Source organism: Paenibacillus sp. MZ04-78.2, from assembly GCF_024213375.1.
Classification (GTDB): Bacteria; Bacillota; Bacilli; order Paenibacillales; family NBRC-103111; genus Paenibacillus_G.
On the sequence record NZ_JANAVJ010000021.1, the window covers coordinates 22,093 to 38,618 of the forward strand.

16 protein-coding genes and 1 pseudogene are annotated in these 16,526 nt (G+C 58.0%); 3 read left to right on the forward strand and 14 right to left on the reverse strand.

The features are described from left to right. Positions 1-56: 56 nt before the first annotated feature. On the reverse strand, positions 57-1,559 hold the full coding sequence (gene glpK / locus NLX71_RS15885; protein WP_254364777.1) for a glycerol kinase GlpK: 1,503 nt from the start codon (positions 1,557-1,559) through the stop codon (positions 57-59). Between the two features lie 55 nt (positions 1,560-1,614). Continuing rightward, positions 1,615-2,325 carry an MIP/aquaporin family protein gene (locus NLX71_RS15890; RefSeq protein ID WP_254364779.1) on the reverse strand — a complete coding sequence of 237 codons (711 nt, stop codon included), beginning with the start codon at positions 2,323-2,325 and terminating at the stop codon, positions 1,615-1,617. A gap of 447 nt (positions 2,326-2,772) precedes the next feature. Here NLX71_RS15890 and NLX71_RS15895 point away from each other — a divergent pair. Next, a pseudogene (locus NLX71_RS15895) lies at positions 2,773-3,359 on the forward strand (P-loop nucleotide/nucleoside kinase family protein). Between the two features lie 74 nt (positions 3,360-3,433). On the opposite strand, the gene NLX71_RS15900 reads toward NLX71_RS15895, so the two are convergent. Beyond that, positions 3,434-3,760: a hypothetical protein gene (locus NLX71_RS15900; protein ID WP_254364780.1), complete on the reverse strand. Its 327-nt coding sequence runs from the start codon at positions 3,758-3,760 to the stop codon at positions 3,434-3,436. A gap of 127 nt (positions 3,761-3,887) precedes the next feature. After that, on the reverse strand, positions 3,888-4,682 hold the full coding sequence (locus NLX71_RS15905; RefSeq protein ID WP_254364839.1) for an RDD family protein: 795 nt from the start codon (positions 4,680-4,682) through the stop codon (positions 3,888-3,890). Positions 4,683-4,764: 82 nt separating this feature from the next. On the opposite strand from NLX71_RS15905, the gene NLX71_RS15910 reads away from it, so the two are divergent. Beyond that, positions 4,765-5,820 carry a stage II sporulation protein M gene (locus tag NLX71_RS15910; protein WP_254364782.1) on the forward strand — a complete coding sequence of 352 codons (1,056 nt, stop codon included), beginning with the start codon at positions 4,765-4,767 and terminating at the stop codon, positions 5,818-5,820. Here NLX71_RS15910 and NLX71_RS15915 read toward each other — a convergent pair. Genes NLX71_RS15915 through NLX71_RS15935 form a run of 5 tightly spaced genes read right to left on the reverse strand, consistent with a single transcriptional unit; the run spans position 5,798 to position 10,908 of the window. Further along, a complete protein-coding gene (locus tag NLX71_RS15915) occupies positions 5,798-7,105 on the reverse strand; it encodes a DUF58 domain-containing protein (protein ID WP_254364783.1) in 1,308 nt (435 codons plus the stop codon). The genes NLX71_RS15910 and NLX71_RS15915 overlap by 23 nt on opposite strands. A 22-nt stretch (positions 7,106-7,127) precedes the next feature. Continuing rightward, positions 7,128-8,048: an AAA family ATPase gene (locus tag NLX71_RS15920; RefSeq protein ID WP_254364784.1), complete on the reverse strand. Its 921-nt coding sequence runs from the start codon at positions 8,046-8,048 to the stop codon at positions 7,128-7,130. A gap of 5 nt (positions 8,049-8,053) precedes the next feature. Continuing rightward, positions 8,054-9,187, reverse strand: a complete 1,134-nt coding sequence (locus NLX71_RS15925; protein WP_254364785.1) for a DUF4350 domain-containing protein — start codon at positions 9,185-9,187, stop codon at positions 8,054-8,056. Continuing rightward, positions 9,180-9,812 carry a DUF4129 domain-containing protein gene (locus tag NLX71_RS15930; protein WP_254364787.1) on the reverse strand — a complete coding sequence of 211 codons (633 nt, stop codon included), beginning with the start codon at positions 9,810-9,812 and terminating at the stop codon, positions 9,180-9,182. Before NLX71_RS15930 ends, NLX71_RS15925 begins: the two co-directional genes overlap by 8 nt. Beyond that, on the reverse strand, positions 9,805-10,908 hold the full coding sequence (locus tag NLX71_RS15935; protein WP_254364789.1) for an ABC transporter ATP-binding protein: 1,104 nt from the start codon (positions 10,906-10,908) through the stop codon (positions 9,805-9,807). The genes NLX71_RS15930 and NLX71_RS15935 overlap by 8 nt, the downstream gene beginning before the upstream one ends. 254 nt (positions 10,909-11,162) lie before the next feature. Here NLX71_RS15935 and NLX71_RS26620 point away from each other — a divergent pair, with 254 nt between their 5' ends. Then, positions 11,163-11,294: a hypothetical protein gene (locus NLX71_RS26620; protein ID WP_281943158.1), complete on the forward strand. Its 132-nt coding sequence runs from the start codon at positions 11,163-11,165 to the stop codon at positions 11,292-11,294. A 64-nt stretch (positions 11,295-11,358) separates the two neighbouring features. On the opposite strand, the gene purD is transcribed toward NLX71_RS26620, so the two are convergent. The 5 genes from purD to purM form a co-directional block, all read right to left on the reverse strand. Continuing rightward, entirely contained in the window at positions 11,359-12,618 is a 1,260-nt protein-coding gene (gene purD, locus NLX71_RS15940; RefSeq protein WP_254364790.1) for a phosphoribosylamine--glycine ligase, read from the reverse strand. Positions 12,619-12,631: 13 nt separating this feature from the next. After that, complete coding sequence (locus NLX71_RS15945; protein WP_254364791.1) at positions 12,632-13,366, reverse strand: IMP cyclohydrolase; 735 nt, start codon at positions 13,364-13,366, stop codon at positions 12,632-12,634. Between the two features lie 89 nt (positions 13,367-13,455). Then, a complete protein-coding gene (locus tag NLX71_RS15950) occupies positions 13,456-14,643 on the reverse strand; it encodes a phosphoribosylaminoimidazolecarboxamide formyltransferase (RefSeq protein ID WP_254364793.1) in 1,188 nt (395 codons plus the stop codon). After that, positions 14,640-15,272 (reverse strand): phosphoribosylglycinamide formyltransferase, encoded by a 633-nt coding sequence (purN, locus tag NLX71_RS15955; RefSeq protein WP_254364794.1) that lies wholly within the window; start codon positions 15,270-15,272, stop codon positions 14,640-14,642. Before purN ends, NLX71_RS15950 begins: the two co-directional genes overlap by 4 nt. Further along, positions 15,269-16,309, reverse strand: coding sequence for a phosphoribosylformylglycinamidine cyclo-ligase (gene purM, locus NLX71_RS15960; protein ID WP_254364796.1), 1,041 nt, complete (start codon positions 16,307-16,309; stop codon positions 15,269-15,271). The genes purN and purM overlap by 4 nt, the downstream gene beginning before the upstream one ends. Positions 16,310-16,526 lie beyond the last annotated feature (217 nt).

Consider the following 16,526-nt stretch of genomic DNA (forward strand, 5'->3'; position numbering starts at 1 on the left):
ACCGTGCCGTCTCCCTTCTCCAGAAGAAGGGGGCGACAGCACGGTCCGGTCACTGCTTATTCTTCGTCTTTCTCCCAATGCATCGTACGGTCTACGGCTTTTTTCCAGCCCCGGTACAATTTCGCACGGGTCGGTTCATCGATGCCCGGTTCGAATACGGTGTCCGAACCGGCGCGCGACGCGATTTCCGCTTTGTCCCAGAAGCCGACGGCGATGCCCGCCATGTAAGCGGCGCCAAGCGCAGTCGTTTCGGTAATTTGCGGTCTTTGCACGGCCACTCCGAGAATGTCCGCCTGGAATTGCATCAGCAGGTTGTTCGCGGTCGCTCCGCCGTCCACCCGCAGCGATTGCAGCTTCAAGCCGGAATCGATCTCCATCGCTCCCAATACGTCTTTCGTTTGGTAGGCCAGCGAATTCAGCGTAGCCCGGATCAGATGCTCCTTCTTCGTTCCGCGCGTCAAGCCGAAAATCGCGCCTCTGGCGTACATATCCCAATAAGGCGCCCCGAGCCCCGCAAAGGCCGGCACGACATAAACGCCGTCCGTGTCCTTGACTTTGCCCGCGTAATACTCCGAATCCGATGCCGAGTCGAACAGCTTCAGCCCGTCGCGCAGCCATTGAACCGCCGCACCGGCGATAAAGATGCTTCCTTCCAGCGCGTATTCCACCTTGCCGTCCATGCCCCAGGCGATCGTCGTCAATAGCCCCGACTTCGATTCGACAGCCTTCGTGCCGGTATTCATCAGCATGAAGCAGCCGGTGCCGTACGTATTTTTCGCCATTCCCGATTCGAAGCACGTTTGTCCGAACAGCGCCGCATGCTGGTCCCCCGCCACACCCGCTATCGGGATTTCCGCACCGCCGAACGTGTGCGGATCAGTTCCGCCGTATACGCTTACCGAAGGCTTAACCTCCGGCAGCATCGAATGCGGAATGTCCAGCTCCTGCAGCAGCTTTTCGTCCCAGCAGAGCTGCTTGATATTATAAAGCATCGTACGAGAAGCGTTCGTGTAATCCGTCGCGTGTACTTTGCCCCGCGTCAAATTCCAGATGAGCCAAGTATCGACGGTGCCGAACAGCAGCTCTCCGCGGTTCGCCTTCTCCCTCGCCCCTTCGACGTGGTCCAGCATCCACTTGATTTTCGTCCCGGAGAAGTAAGCGTCTACAACGAGCCCCGTGCTCTCCCGGATGTAAGGCTCCAAGCCTTTCGCCTTCAGCTCATCACAAAGCTCGGCGGTTCTGCGATCCTGCCAGACGATGGCGTTGTGAATCGGCCTTCCCGTATTTTTGTCCCAGATGACCGCCGTCTCCCGCTGGTTGGTAATCCCGATCGAAGCGATTTCCTGCGGTCGCACGCCGACCGTTTCCAGCACTTCTCGCGCAACGCCGCTTTGCGTCCCCCAAATTTCCATCGCGTCATGCTCGACCCAGCCGGCCTTGGGATAAATTTGCGTAAATTCTTTTTGCGCGGAGCCGACGATGCTGCCGCTATGGTCGAACAAAATGGCGCGCGAGCTGGTCGTTCCTTGATCGAGCGCAAGCACATATTTTTTATCCATGACGATGTCCTCCCGTATCGTTAAAATGTTGGATATACCTATAGTAGCCTATGCGTCAGCTTCCGAAAACCGCATAATAAAATAGCGTTCCGAGCGAGCCGCCGACCAGCGGACCGACGACCGGAATCCAGGCATAGCCCCAGTCCGAGGAGCCCTTCTTCCCGAGCGGCAGCACCGCATGCGCGATACGCGGACTCAGATCGCGGGCCGGGTTCATCGCATAGCCGGTCGTTCCTCCGAACGAAAGGCCGACGCCGACCAGCAGGAAGCCGACGACAAACGGATTCAAGCCGTCCGTAAATTTATTCGCGCCGATGGCCAAAATGCCAACAAACAGGATAAACGTGGCCAGAGCTTCGCTGATCAGGTTCGCGAACGGGCTGCGGATGGCAGGTCCTGTCGCGAAGGTTCCGAGCTTCGCCCCGGTATCCTCGGTCGCTTTCCAGTGCGGCAAGTATTGCAGCCATACGAGGCAAGCTCCCAGAAACGCTCCGATGAATTGTGCGGCAATATAAGACGGAACCTTCTCCCAAGGGAAATGTCCGGCTATGGCCAGCCCGAAGGTAAAGGCGGGATTCAAGTGCGCGCCGCTGAACCGGCCGACCGCAAAAATCGCAATGGCGAGCGCAAGCCCCCAGCCCATCGCAATGACAATCCAGCCCGAATTCTGCGCTTTGGATTTGTTCAGGCTGACTCCGGCGCATACCCCGTCACCAAATAATATTAAAAGCATCGTTCCCAGCAATTCCCCCATAAACGGAGTCATCGGCCTACCTCCCGGTATCGAGTTTTGTAAACCCTTTCAAACCTTTGCTTTAAAGTTAAAGAAAGATTTCCCCGCCATCATTGATCATGGGTCAATATGTTCTGCACCCAAGCCTTTGCATGAAGAGCCCCTCCTTTCCAGGACAAGACAAAAAACAGCCACGATCCGAAATGTGGAAAGCTCCACTTTGGATGACGGCTGTTCTCATCTTCTCACAGCAAAACGATTTACTTGTGATTTTTATTATAGTATACGCACATCGTTTCGTAAACCCTGAAATCCCCAAAATTTCAATGATTTGAATGACTCGCCAATCGCATCCTAAGCAATACGTATCCTATAAAAGAAATCGGATTTTACCGCTATCCGCCGCTTTTATGATACGATAGATCGCAGAAGAAACCGGGACTGCAAAAGGCAAGACCTTTGACGGACAGGAGGCATGACATGCGCAAGCTCGTGTTTTTTCTGGGACCCGCCGGTGCGGGCAAGACGACCTTGGCCAAAGCCTTGGTCCGCAGACGCCACGCGGCTTTGTTCGATATGGACACCTTAGCCCGGCCCGCCTCGGAAGCGATTATGACTCTCTCCGGGCTTGACCCGAACGACCGCGATTCCTCCGTTTACAAAATGCGCTGCCGGGATCTGGGCTATCGCATCACGATGGACGTCGCTCTGGAGAACGTGGACCTTGGCGTGAATGCGTTCGTCATCGGTCCTTTTACTCGGGAGCTTGAAGATCCGGTATGGCCGGAGAAGGAACTGTTGCGGATCGGCGCGTCGCTGCGCGACGTGGACGTCAAAGCGATCCTCGTATCGCTTCCCGGCGAACAGCATTACCGCGAGTGCATTCGGGACCGGGGCTTGGTTCTGGATGCATGGAAGCTGGAAAATTGGAACGAATTCAGCCGTTCCCTCGCGGTTCGTGAAATCGATGGAAGCTTCCGGCCTCATCGATTCTCTCGTTTGATAACGCGGGCCCGCTCTCGGAAGAAAAGCTGCGGCAGGTCGAGCGATTTATTTACGAGTTTTAATGCGAATCCCCGCCTCCAAACAACAAAACAGAGCCGTCCCTTTCCGGGAGCCGGCTCCGTCCGCATGTGCCCGATTATTGATAGAAATTGCTCCGGGCAAAGTTTTGATTTTGCTGCGCTTGAAAGCTCACTTGATTAAACTGTGCGACCGTTTGCTCAAGCTGGTTGCAAATTTGCGCCATTTGCTGCATTTGCTGAATCGCCGTCTGGTGACCTTGCAGCGCCGTTTGAATCACTTGAACCGCCTGCTGCTCGCGCTGGGACAAAATTTGCAGCTGCTGCGCATTTTGCTGCTCTTGCTGAAGCAGACGCTGGTAGTTCGCGCTTGCTTGATCCGTTTGCTGGATCAATTGTTGAATCATGTGCTGGCATTGGTTCAATTGCTGAGTAGCGTTGAACATGGACGGAATTCCTCCTTGGCATGCTTGTTGGAAATAGTTGGCTTCACCTTCAGCCCACTTTAGTATGCATGCGTCTCTCCATCCTTATGCATCCCTGCACAAAATTTTTTCACCGCTCCCGCTCCGCTTACAGCGTCCATTCCTCCGACAACTGCACGTACAGCTCGATCAGAAAAGCCGTCGGCTGGCCCGCATACAGTTCCCGTTCTACCTCCAGCTTGGCACCGAGCCGATCGGCCACCTGCCGGGCAAGCTCCTCGCGCTTGAACTTATCCAGCGAGGGCAGACGCTCCACGAACGTGGACAGCAGCAGCCAGTCTTCCCGCTCGATCCGCCTGCGGAACGCATCGGACAGCTTGAGTTCGTATGTCGGTCGAATGCGATTATTGGCCAGCCACTTCCGGGTCCGCTTGCGCAGGGCAAGCCGCTCGTGCTGCATATCGCGGATGACGAGCGTGCCTGCCGCCAGGTCTCCGATCCGCTTGTCCATCGGATGGAAGAACATCCACAGCATGCCGACAAAATAAAAGGACGGCAAGAAATCGATCAGCCGGAAAAAATTGCGGATGATGGCCGACAGCAGCGTCATCGGCTGGCCGTTCTCTTGAATGACGCGCAGGCCCAGCCATTTTTTGCCGAACGTTTGCCCGCCCATATAATATTCCGACAACACGTAGTAGCCGCCGATCAATGCAAAGCCGAGCACGATCAGGAAAGCAGCGGCATATTCCCCAAGCGCTTCGTCCAAGCCAATATCCAGCAGCATCAGGATCAGACCGACAAGCAGGCTGACGGCCCCGAAGGCTGCTAACAGCAGCACGTTATCTATGAGCTGAGCGGCCGTCCGGCTGCCGATGCCCGCCGTCCGGAACTGGAGCCGGACATGCTCCGGCGTCACGATTGACGCTTCCTTGATATTCACCTCGTTCAATTCCCCGCTCCCCCTTTCCATTATTGTGGTAATATGAAACTATTCGAGAGACGGAAGGAGATCGTTCGCACCTATGAACATTCAGCGCTTTATCCGCGAGCACAAGCCCGTATGGACCGAGCTCGACGGACTGCTGACCTTATTCGAGAAAAGGCGCCGCACGGTACAGGCCCCGCAGGTTGACCGGCTGACTTTCTTGTACCGAACGGCTTCCGCACATCTGGCCTACGCGCAAACGTACTACCCCGGCGATGAGATCGAGCTTTACCTCAATCAGCTTGTAGCGCGGGCGCACCATGCCCTGCATGCCGAACAGTGGAAAACGTCCCATCGGCTCGGCGACTTTTTCAAGCGCCGGTTTATCGGCTTCCTTCTGGAACGCAAACGGTTCATTGCGCTGGCATTTCTGCTGTTTATGGTCGGAGCGCTGTCCGGCTTCGCCGCCGTCTGGCAGGACCCGTTGAACCTGTACGCACTCGTATCCCCCGAGATGGCCGACGGCATCAATCCCCAAGCGTTGGGCAAAAACCACGGCGAAGTGCAAAGCGCCGTCATGTCCACGTCCATCATGACCAACAACATCCGGGTCGCCGTTCTCGCGTTCGTCAGCGGCATCACCTTCGGGCTCCTGACGGTCTACGTGCTGTTCCACAACGGCATCCTGATCGGCGCGCTAACCGCCGTCTTCTGGCAATCCGGCAATAGCTACGTGTTCTGGGCGTACATTTTGCCGCACGGCGTCATCGAGCTGACCGCCATCTTCATTGCCGGGGGCTCCGGCTTGTATATGGGCTACCGGATGATCAACCCCGGACCGTATACGCGAAAATATATGCTTCTGCGCTCCGTCAAGCAATCGGCGCTGCTGATGGTCGGCACGATTCCGCTGTTCGTCATTGCCGGGATCATCGAAGGCTATATTACGCCTTCCGGCCTGTCGCTGGAAACGAAATATATCGTCGCGGGCGCCACATTGATTGCCCTGGCGCTGTATGTCGCTTACGGCCGCTTGAACGAACGCAGGCATGCGCAGCTTGCGGCCGAAGGCGCTGTCCCGAAGGACGAAACCGGGACGAGCACGGCGGACCTCTTCTCTTCCCCGGCCTCTATATCGAATCGTTCGATTTAAGGTCCAGATACCGGTTAACCGCCGTCCAAGCCAGCTGCCCGACGGGAACGTCCACAATGTCGATCCCGCCGGCCGCCATCTCGGCGGCGACCGTTTGCCGGTCGACGGCAAACTTGTGCGCCACGCTTTTCACATAAGCCTGACGCCTGCCCGCCGTCTCGGCCGACGCCCACCCCTGCAGCACTTCGTCCCGCAGGCCGAGCAGCAAAATCCGGTGCTGGCGCTTCAGCCGCATCAGCAGCGGACGCAGCCCGTCCTCGAACATATAATTGTCCATATCGGAGAACAGGACGGTCAGGCTCCGCTTCTTTTGCACGCGCAGCAAATGCTGCAAAGCCGTACTGTAGCTGGCCTCCACGAAGTCGCTCTGCAGGTTGTAGACCGCCGCCGTCAGCGTCTGCAAATGGAGAAGTCCACTGTCCGGCGGCACGTACGCCTTCACCCGGTTCGAGAAGGCGAGCAGTCCCACCTTATCCCCCTGCTTAAGCGCTACGGCGGCAAGCGCCAGCGCCGCTTCGAGCGACACGTCCAGCTTGGTCCGGCCGTCCAGCTCGATCCCCATCATGCGTCCGCAGTCCAGCAGGATGGTGACGACCTTGCCCCGTTCGGGGCGGAATACGTTGGTCATCAGCGTGCGGGACCGCGCCGACGCTCTCCAGTTGACGAACCTCGGGTCGTCGTCGGGGACGTATTCGCGAATCGCGTGAAATTCCGAGCCGGACCGCTCCTTCCGGTAAATCCGCCTGCCTTCCAGCGTCAGCTGATTTTGCATCGAAGCTAAGATGCCGCGGACCCCCGACATATCGGGATAAATGCGGATCGTCTGCTCCAGCTCCACGCGCGCCTGCTTCTCCCACAGCCCGATTCGCCCTCTCAGCCGAAGCCATACCGAACGAAAATGATATTCTCCCCGCTCTCGGCCCAGCGTCGTGTAGCGAACTTCGGCCGCCTTCCCTTCCCAGACCGCCGTCAGCGAGGCTTCCGGCGAAAGGAACGTTTGCGGCAAATCGTCGGCTAACGTCAGCTTCAAGGATACGGGCTGCGGGACTTCCGCGCGCACCGTCACCTCGAACGGGCTGCCGATATCGGCCTGTTCGGGCAGGCTGCGGCTGACGCGCAAGCTGCGCCGCCTGGGAAGCAGCGACAGATCGAGCGCGCTCAGCCCGAGCAGCGCGCCGCAGACCAGCCACTGCACGGCGGCTCCAGCCCCGTTCCCGGCGGCATAGCCCACGCCTACAAGAACCGCCCCCGCGCCTGTCAGCAGCGCCATGCGTGGCGTCGGCACGATCAGCCTCCGCTCAATCGCGTCAGCGAGGGACCGGAATCGTGGCCAGCGTTTCCTGGATGAAGTGGTCACCGGTCTCTCCCTCCAATTCAACCTGCGGCGTCAGCAACAGACGGTGCCGCAGCGCCGGAACGGCTACGGTCTTGATATCATCCGGCGTGACGAAGCTGCGCCCGTCCAGCAATGCCCACGCGCGGGCTGCCATCATGAGCGCGATCCCCGCTCGCGGGCTCGCGCCGAGCAGAAGCCGCTTGTCTTCGCGGGTTTTGCGGATGATCACGGCAATATATTCGACCAGACTGTCCTGCACGACTACCTCTTGCAGCTCCGCACGAAGCTGCTTCAGACGGTCCAGCGAGAACGCGGCGTTTTCCTTCCGCTCCGCAGTGGCGAAGAAAGGAACGTGTTCTTTTAAAATCGCAAGCTCCGATTCCAAATTCGGGTAAGACACGGTCAGCTTGAATAAAAAGCGGTCTAACTGCGCTTCAGGCAGCGGATACGTGCCTTCGTACTCCACCGGGTTCTGCGTCGCGACGACGAAGAACGGATCGGGCAGCCGGTACGTCGTGCCCTGAATCGTCACCTGCCGCTCCTCCATCGCTTCGAGCAAGGCGGCTTGCGTTTTCGGAGGCGTACGGTTAATCTCGTCAGCCAGCAGCAGGTTCGTAAAGACCGGACCGCGGATCGTCTGGAATTCGTTATCTTTCATATTGAAAATCACGCTGCCGGTAATATCGCTCGGCATCATGTCCGGCGTGAACTGCACCCGGCTGAACGAACCATCCGTCAATTCGGCAAGCGTGCGTACCATTTTCGTTTTCCCAAGGCCGGGAACTCCTTCCAGCAACACATGCCCCCCGGCCAAAAATGCGGTCAGCAGCAGACGAATATTGTGCCGCTGTCCGATCACGCTCTTCTCCATCTGTTCCAGCAACTGCTGCAATCGGCTCACTCCCTCTCCAGTCTACGGATCACGCTATCGGCCATCCGGCTGTCTTTCTCGAACTGCTTCGGCGAATAGCTCGCCGCTTCCTCGGCGGCTTGCCAGCTTCGCAGCACCGCCGCAAGCTGCTCCAGCTCCTCCTTGCTCAAATGCGGCTTGGCCGCCGCAAGCGCCTGCGTTACGGTCGCATCAAGGCGTACGCCCCATCGCTCGCGCATGAGGCCGCGGACGTATCTCGCTTGGTGCGCCAGCGCTTCCCGCGCCAGCCCGCGCCGCTCGTACCACCCTGCGGCCGCGAGCAGCGTCTCGTCCCCGCGCCGCACCGTCCATGCGCGCGGCGTGTAAGCCGGTCCGAAGCGCACGCCCTTCATCCAGAGCCACAGCAGCGCTCCCAGAGTCAACTGCAACAGCACGGCGAGCAGCCAGCCGGGATATACCGCAAGCAGGCCCGGTTTTTCGTAAAGCCCGTGATGGTACTCGTCGAACCACAGCCCCACGGTCTCCGGGCTTGTCTGTAGGTACGGCCGGATCAGCTCAAAATGCGAATGCTCCAAAATGCCGTCGTTCCTCATCCACTCCGGAACGAGCAGCAACGTCATGCTGCCCTGCCCGATTGCCGCGCGTCCGGCAATAATGCCGCGCTCATCCTTCAGCAGCGGCTTCATGCCCGGCGCTTCCTCCAGGCGGTAAGCGGACGCAACCTTTCCGCTGAGCCCGGTACCCGGCTGCCCTGTCAAGTCGGTGATCGCCACAGCGGCCGATCCGGCTTTCCCTGTCTTCGTGAGGGAGAATTCATCCAATTCTGCCGGCGCGTCATGAAACAGCACAAGCTCATTGCCCCCGCTTACCCATGTGCGAATCTCTTCCCATTCCTTGGCCGCCAGCGTATAAGGCTGAATGACGATCAGCTTATGACGCCCCCCGCTTGGCAGAGACCGCCAAGGCTGCTTCCAGGCTTTGACGGGTGCGCCCTGCTCCTTCAGCAGCGTAAATACCGCTTTGGTCCCATCGCGGTCTGCGGACGTCGACAGATACGGAGGAAGATCCGGCAGATCGGGCTTCACCAGAACGTATCCGAACAGCAGAAAGGCGACGATGCTGACCGCCAAAGCGATCTGCAGCTTGTTCCGCTTAAGCATAGCCCGCCTCCTCCCGCCGGTACGGCGCCAACAGCTCGGTCATCCGTCCGTATTCGTACGCTCCCGCCGTACCGCCTCCGTAATAAACGAGCTCGAACAAAGAAGCGGCCTGCTTGAACGACTCGACCGCCCCCGGCTGCCGTTCGTACAGCTCCTCCGCGTATTCGCGGTTCGTCTTCCACCGCTCCGCCCGCACCCAATCGCGTTCGTCCATCAGCAGAAGCATCGCCAGAAACGTCCGGCGCACCGCCTCCGGATAGTTGCCCTCCGCTGCGCATTCCTCCGCTTCCCGGAGCAATGCGGCGAAGGAGCGATCCAGCTCCGCAGCGCTGCGGAACACGCTGCGCCGTCGGCTGCGGCGAAGAAGAATCAGGCTGCGTACCAGCCAGACGATAGCCGCCACGAGGACGGCGAGCAGGATGCCGAGCAAGACGTAGGCCAGCACCTTCGGAGTGCCGGGCGGAACCGCCATGTCCGGGAACAGGTCCAGCACCTTCAACCACATCCGCTCCAGCCACTCGATAACGGGATTCCGTCCGTCGCCTCGCAAATACGCCGTGTACTCGTCGCGTTCCAGAATACTCTCCAGCTGTTTCTTTTCCGCTTTCCAACCTTCGTTAATCATTTTTCCTCTCGGGCTCCTCCGAACGGTTGGCATCGGCAGGCCCGCGTTCCGGCGACGGCTTCGCGAGACTTCCGTTTTCCCGTCCGGCCGCATCTCCCGTTTCCACCGGTTGGCTGCCGTATGAACCGTACGACTGACCGGCGGCAAGCATCTGCTCCAGATCGGCCCCCTCGTTACGCACCCGCAAGTCGAAGTACGTCACCGCATAAGGAATCATATAGATCGGCGTGATCAGCAGCGACAGCACGATGTAAATCAACTGGCCGAGCAGAGACAATTTGAATACCGCGATCAGCAGCGCATAAGTCCCCATCGTAAAGACACCGTAAATGATCGACAGGACGAAGTAGATGCCGAATATGCGCCAAAAGTTTCCTTTGGTCAGCCTCCAGCTCCGGCCCAGTGACGAACGGCCGTCCTCCAGCGCGACGACCGGCAAATAAAAGCCGAATCGGATGGCAATAAAACCGATTCCCGCCATCGTCAGCACCCCGATCAGCAAATACAAGACAAACAGCAGAACAATCAGCACGATGCTGCCGCCGAACGGGTCGGAACCGATCTCGGCAATGCCGGCGCCGATGCCGATCGACACCACGCCGACAATAATAACCCCGAACACGACAATGGTCGAGATCGCCATGTACACGCCTCCGAGGATCAATCCGAACAGCAGTGTATTTCCTACCATCGGCCAGAAACGGGAGAATGAGCTTTTCAACAGCTCCTTGAAGCCCACGGAAGCTCCTTCGGCGGCGGCGCGGACCAGGTGAAGCTGCGACGAGACCGCTGCCGGCAACACAGCCACCACGTAAATCGGCAGCAGCAGGAACGAAAACAACAGCAGTCCTATGTTCAGTTCTTCACCCGACCCTCCAGCTTCGGCGAATCGTTCCAGCGAATCGGTGATCGTTTCCCCGGATTCCGGGAGAAGCGAAACACTGCTCAAATCGAAGAGCACTACGTTTTGCAAAAGATAAAGCGGACCGAAAAACAGCAGCGTCAGCAAAAACGTCACCGTAAAATGCTTGCGGTAGATCTGAAAGCTCCTGTCCAAAATCGCACCGATCCCCATCGGCCTTTCAAATGAAATCATTGTTGCTCCTCCTGCCCCACATATTCGACATCATTATACACGAACTTTCAGCGGGATAGCACCAATAAATTACAGCATGCAGAAAAGCCGGCCGTCTGTTCCTTTCGGCAGAGGCAAGCAGCAGCTCCGAAGCTCACGATGGCGGGGAAATAATATCGATACCGAAGAAAGCGCCTCTCCTGCAATGGAGTCAGGCGCTTTATTTTTCTGCGGTTAGGGAACACTAATTCGAAAATGGACTGGGAGGAATAGCCTTGCGCGCTTTTTCCTATTATGTGCATAACTATTGGCTGTCGGGTATTTTGGTGGTCGGAGCGATAGGGGCTGTTTTTTACGTGTATCGAAATTGGGACAAAATTATGATTAAAGGAAGCGGACGCAAGTAGGCAAGGCTTCGCCGCACGCAAAAAAACCGGGGCAAAGGAACGTTTCCTTTACCCCGGTTCGTATTTACACGAGCGCTTTCTTCGCAATGTCCGTACGATTGTGCTTGCCTTGGAAACGGATGCGATCGGCATCCGCATAAGCTTTGGCGCGGGCCTCGGCAATATCGCGGCCAAGCGCGGTCACGCCAAGCACGCGGCCGCCGTTGGTCACAATTGCGCCATCCTTGACAGCTGTTCCCGCGTGGAATACGATCGAATCTTGCACGTCCTCCAAGCCTTCAATCGGAAGCCCCTTCGGATACGAGGCGGGATAGCCTTCGGACGCCAAAATGACGCAAACGGCCGCGTCCTCGATCCACTCGATCTCCATCTGATCCAGCCTACCGTTGACCGCAGCGAGGAAAATATCCAGCAAATCGGTTTTCAGCCGCGGCAGCACGACCTGCGTCTCGGGGTCGCCGAAGCGGGCGTTGAACTCGATGGTCTTCGGTCCGTTCGGCGTCAGCATCAGGCCGGCGAACAATACGCCGCGAAACGGCCGACCTTCGGCAACCATCGCTTTAGCCGTCGGCTTAATAATCGTCTCGATCGACTCGTCGATCACGGCTTGCGGGATGTGTGGCAGCGGACTGTAGGTGCCCATACCGCCGGTGTTCGGCCCTTTGTCGTTATCGTAGACAGCCTTATGGTCCTGTGCAGGAACCATCGGGCATACCGTTTCGCCGTCAACGAACGAAAGAATCGACATTTCCTGACCGGTAAGGAACTCCTCGATCACGACCTGATTGCCGGATTCGCCGAACACCTTGGCAACCATAATGTCGTGCAGCGCTTTTTCCGCTTCGTCCAGCGTCTGCGCCACGACGACCCCTTTGCCTGCCGCAAGGCCGTCCGCTTTTATCACGATCGGCGCTTGCTGCTGGCGCAGATAAGCGACCGCGTCCTCGTACTGCTCGAACGATTCGTACGCAGCCGTCGGGATGTTATATTTTCTCAGCAGCTGCTTGGTGAATACTTTGCTGCCTTCGATAATCGCCGCATTTTGGCGGGGTCCGAACACGGTTAGGCCCTTCGCTTCCAAGTGATCCACGATGCCTTCAGACAGCGGATCGTCCGGACCGATGACGACCAGATCAATCGTATGGTTGATGGCAAACTGCGCAATCTCCTCGAATTGGTTTACTTGAATCGGGACGCATTCGGCTACCGACGCGATGCCTCCGTTCCCCGGCGCACAGTACAGCTCCGTGACTTTAGGGCTTTTCTTCAACGCCCAGCATATCGCATGCTCGCGGCCGCCGCCGCCTACAACCAGTATCCGCACGTTCAGGCTCCTCCTATTCTTTGTTGACGATCAGCAGCTCGGTTTCTCCGCTTCCGATCCGTACCGTTTTGACGAGCAGCGAGATGCGGTTCTCGTCGTTCAGCGCCTGCCAGTAGGCATCCGCGATCTGCCGTATGTCGTCGCTGGCAATCGGTACAATCGCCGGTTCTCCTTGGAACGAAGGCAGCGGATTCCCATCGCCTGCATACGTATGGATGCAGTGACCGTAGCCCGGCAGCGCCTTCTCGTACGTATACGTATGACGAAGAGTTTGATCTTCCGTATTGCCGCTCGATTTTAGGATCGACAGCTTATAGGCAAATTGCCCGTCGTTCACATCGATCAAGCCGCTGATACGCGGCGTAAAATTGGGCGCGTCCGGCTCGTACGTCCGCGTGGACAGCGCGGCTTCGAACGTGCTGCCGGAAAGCAGCGCCTCGTGAATCGTGTCCGTCTGATCGCCGTTCGTGACGATATGCGCGCCGTTCGCGTGCTTCACCGGGTAGTAGATGATGAGCGACGGATCGGTGAGCTTCGCCGGGTCTTTCGCTTCGGTGCGGACAAATCCGTTGTCCTCCTGAATAAATACACGGTTGCGGCTGTTCTCGCTGCGCCCCATGATCCAGTACACCTGTACGAGTCGGGTGCCGTCCGGCGTCTGGCCGATTACGATGCCGCGGCCCGGGTATACATTTTGCCGCAAACTTTGAAAATATTGCTCCGCTTGCGCGGCTCTATTCGTTGACACTTGTAATACTCCTCCTCAGAACATTGCGGAAGCAATGTTCGCATCGTAAGCATAGGCTTAGGCACTACGGAGTAATGCCATTTCGTTTCTTAATGGTGGAACAAACGGACTCCCGAGTAAGCCATGACCATGCCGTAATCGTTGGCTGCTTTCACGACTTCTTCGTCGCGCATCGAGCTGCCTGCCTGCACGACGTACTTGACGCCGCTGCGGCTGGCACGGTCCAGATTGTCGCGGAACGGCAGGAAAGCGTCGGAGCCGTAGGAAACGCCCTGCAGCTTGTTCAGCCATTCGCGTTTCTCTTCGCGCGTCAGACGCGCCGGTACTTGCTCGAAGCAAGCTTCCCAAGCCGCCTGCTCCACCGGCGTCAGCTCTTCTTCCAGCCACAGATCGATGGCGTTGTTTTGCTCCGCACGGGAGAGCCCTTGACGGAAAGCCATGTTCAACGCCGTCGGATGCTGGCGAAGGAACCAGCGGTCCGCTTTGTCTCCGGCCAGACGGGTACAATGAATGCGCGATTGCTGGCCGGCGCCGATCCCGATCGTTTGACCGTCCAGCGTGTAGCAGATCGAGTTGGATTGCGTATATTTCAGCGTCACGAGCGCAATGAGAAGGTCGCGCTTCGCGTTCTCCGGAAGCTCTTTGTTGTTCGTCACAATGCGTTCCAGCGCCGTTTCGTCGATGACGGCGTCGTTTCGCTCCTGCTGCAGCGTCATGCCGAACAGCGTACGGGTTTCGACCGGATTCGGAACGTAATCCGGATCGATTTGGAGAATCAGGTAACCGCCGTTTTTCTTGGCGCGGAGAATCTCCAGCGCTTCGTCGGTATATCCCGGGGCCACGACCAAGTCGGATACCTCCCGCTTCAACAGTGATGCCGTCGAGGCGTCCACAATATCGCTGAGCGCGGCGGCATCGCCGAACGAGGACATGCGGTCGGCGCCACGAGCTCGTGCATAAGCGGTTGCCAGCGGCGACAGCTCCAGGCCTTCCACGAAATAAGCTTTCTTCAGCTCAGGCGTTAGTGGCGCAGCTACGGCTGCGCCTGCCGGACTGACATGCTTGAACGAAGCGGCGGCAGGCAGCCCCGTTGCGCGGCGCAGCTCCCTTGCGAGCTGGAAGCCGTTAAAAGCGTCCAGCAGATTGATAAAACCGGGGTCGCCGTTCACTACTTTGATCGGCAGCGTCCCTTCCCCAATCAGCTTCGCTTGCTTTTGATGCGGGTTCATTCCGTAACGGAGCTCCAATACTTGCGTTTGATTCGTCGTTTGGCTCATGATGCGGTCCCGTCCTCCTTATATTTGTTGGCGGCATCCTCCAAGCGGATGCTTCCCGTAGCAATCGCCTGTATCACTTCGGGGTACAACCGGTGCTCGATGCGATGGATTCGTTCGGCGACGGAAGTCTCCGTATCGCCGGGTTCAATGTCCAAGGCGCGCTGCGCCAAAATCGGTCCGCTGTCGAGGCCCCCGTCGACAAGATGAACGGTCACGCCAGTCACCTTGACCCCGTGCCGCAGCGCCTGTCCTACGGCATCAAGACCCGGGAACGACGGCAGCAGCGAAGGGTGAATATTGAGCATGCGTCCCCAATACGCGTCCACCAGCACATTCGTCACAATGCGCATGTACCCTGCAAGAACGACAAGCTCGACTTGCTTTTGCTGTAGCATCGTCAAAATTTCCCGCTCATACGTTTCGCGCGAATCGTAATCCTTCGGACGAAACGTATGAACAGGCACGCCGGCCTGCTTGGCCCGCTCCACCACTCCGGCCTTTGGCCGGTCGCAGACCAAAAGCTCGATGCGCGCATCGAGCCGGCCTGCTATTGCCGCATCCGCAATCGCCTGGAAGTTGCTTCCGCTGCCCGAGGCAAATACGGCAATACGCAACGGTTCGGTTCTCATACGACCGCCCCGGTAAACGTAACTTTACGCTCCCCTGCCGTTACGCGGCCAAGCGTATAGGCTTTCTCGCCATGCTGCGCGAATAGCTCGGCAGCCCGTGCGGCCTGATCCTCCGCCACGATAACGACCATGCCGATCCCCATGTTGAACGTGCGGAACATATCGTTGTTGCTGATACCGCCTTCCCGCTGCATCAACTGGAAAATCGGCAAAATTGGCCAAGAGCCGTAATCGATCTCGACATTGACGCTCTCCGGCAGCACACGCGGAATGTTCTCCAGGAAACCGCCGCCTGTAATGTGAGCCATCCCTTTAATCGGCAATACTTCAAGCACCGCCAGCACCGGCTTGACGTAAAGCTTCGTCGGCACGAGCAGCGTGTCGCCCAGACGGCCGCCCAACTCGTCGATCGTATCGTGCAGAGTGTAACCCTTGTCTTCCAGCAGCAGCTTGCGCACGAGCGAAAAGCCGTTGCTGTGAACGCCGCTCGAAGCGAGCCCCAGGACAACGTCGCCCGGACGGATCGTGGAGCCGTCGATGATCTTCTTCTTGTCGACGATGCCGACCGTAAAGCCCGCGATATCGTACTCGCCTTCGCTGTACATGCCCGGCATTTCCGCCGTTTCGCCGCCGATCAGCGCACAGCCCGACTGCACGCAGCCGTCGCTGATGCCTTTGACGATCGCTTCGATTTTTTCCGGAATCACTTTATCGCAGGCAAGATAGTCGAGGAAAAAGAGCGGCTCCGCGCCCTGCACGACAATATCGTTCACACACATCGCCACGGCATCGATGCCAATGGTGTCGTGCTTGTCCATCGCAAAAGCGATTTTCAGCTTCGTGCCGACACCGTCCGTACCGGAAACGAGCACCGGCTCTTCGTATTTGTCCTTGTTCAGGCCGAACAGCGCGCCAAAGCCGCCGAGGTCTGTCAGCACTTCCGGACGGAAGGTCGTCTTGACGTGCTTCTTCATGCGCTCTACCGCTTCGTTGCCGGCCGCGATATCGACACCGGCTTGTTTATATGCATCGGACACTTGGATTGTTCCTCCCCAAAAGTGGTTGACTGCGCTTGTTACGGCTCCAGTTCGTGCTGTCTGCCTGCGGCCGCTCTTGAAAACGGGTTATCTTATTTGATATTAGTAGTGGGAATAACCCGTTTTCAAAGGCGGCACGTAGACTAAGAGTTTTCCCTCGGGAAAACTGCTTCGTAAGCATAAGCCCCAGCAGACACACGAACCTCCGCCTAAGCGC